Annotated in this window: 1 protein-coding gene and 1 pseudogene; both read left to right on the top strand. The window is 52.2% G+C overall.

Features of this window, described 5'->3' with window-relative positions; all coding sequences use genetic code 11:
• On the top strand, nt 1-405 hold a 405-nt coding region (locus tag U8U68_RS21815; RefSeq protein ID WP_322204552.1), incomplete at its 5' end, for a hypothetical protein.
• Between the two features lie 182 nt (nt 406-587).
• A pseudogene (locus U8U68_RS21810) lies at nt 588-1,327 on the top strand (hypothetical protein); the annotation flags it as partial.

Here is a 1,327-nt window from a genome sequence, read left to right as displayed (position 1 = left end):
TTCCCTTATTTTATTATGAGCGCAATTAAAGACGGGCGTTTGCCCATTGAGCTGAACGGCAAGGAATTCCACTTGCTGTTTTCCCTGAATGTCCTTGACGAAATGCAAGACCGCTTCGGCGGCTTTGACACGCTGGCCGAAGTGCTTTCCGGCAAGGAAAGCATTAAAAATCTTCGGTGGCTTCTTACCCTGCTTCTGAATGAGGGTGCGGGGGACGATGAAGAGCCGTTGACCGAAAAACAGGTAGGCCACATGATCCACACGGGCAACTTCGACGAAGTGCGCACGGCGATTTTCCGCGCCTTCGCTATGGGCAACAGCGGCACGGCAGAGCCGCCCGCCGTGAAAGACGAAGAAGACGAAGACGGCGAAGAGGAAAAAAACGCGGCGGCGGGCAAGGCTTAATTGACCTTGCCCGCCTGCTTTATATCGGGGTTACGCTTCTACGCTGGCCGGAAGCCGACGTTTGGAAAATGACACCGTACAAAATTCTGACGCTTTTTCGCATTCACAAAGAATTTAATCCGGATCGCTTCAAGCCGGAAGAAAAGGAAGCGGACATTGACGACGTGTTAGGGGGGTTATAAGTGGCAGGCAAGGAAGATCAGATCAAAACAGAAATAGCCGTTGAAGGTGAAAAAGAATATAAGGCGGCTTGCAAAGATATTAGTTCTTCTTTGAAGGCCATTGCGTCCGAAATGAAGGTTGTTTCTGCAACCTTTGAGGGCAACACCGACAGCATAGAAGCAATGACGGCAAAACAGGACGTTTTGAACAAGCGGCTTGAAGAGCAAAAAAGGGCGGTTGCGGCGGCAGAAGAACAGTTGCAGAAATACCGGGACGCAAATATGGGAAGTTCGGACGCAGCCCAAAAGCTGGAAATATCCCTGAATTACGCAAAGACGGCCATGATAAAAACCCAAAACGAGATAAACAGCCTTGACGGGCAGATCAGCGAAGCAAATAACGCTTCTAATGATTTTTCGGATGGGTTGGAGGAAGTGGCCGGGGAAGCGGAAAAGACGGGCGGCGCGCTGGAAGGGCTGGGCGGCAAAGTGTCTTCCGTGGCGGGTGCGCTGGGAACGGGGCTAAAGGCTATCGGCGTAGGCGTTGCCGCAATCGGAACGGCGATCGTTGCGGGTATTGGATATGCAACGGGCTTCGCTGATGAAGTCAAAAGCGCAATGAACGATTTTGAAGCGGCGACGGGCATTGCGGAAGCGGCGGCAAAGGGTTTTGACGAAGCAATGTTGAACATCTACAACAACAACTTCGGGGAAAACATGGAGGACATAGCCGCCGCAATGTCCACGGTGGCGCAGACCGC

The organism is Acutalibacter intestini, from assembly GCF_034334985.1.
Taxonomy (GTDB): Bacteria; Bacillota; Clostridia; order Oscillospirales; family Acutalibacteraceae; genus Acutalibacter; species Acutalibacter intestini.
The sequence above is the reverse complement of the archived record's forward strand: the minus strand, read 5'-3'. Positions and strand labels throughout refer to the sequence as shown.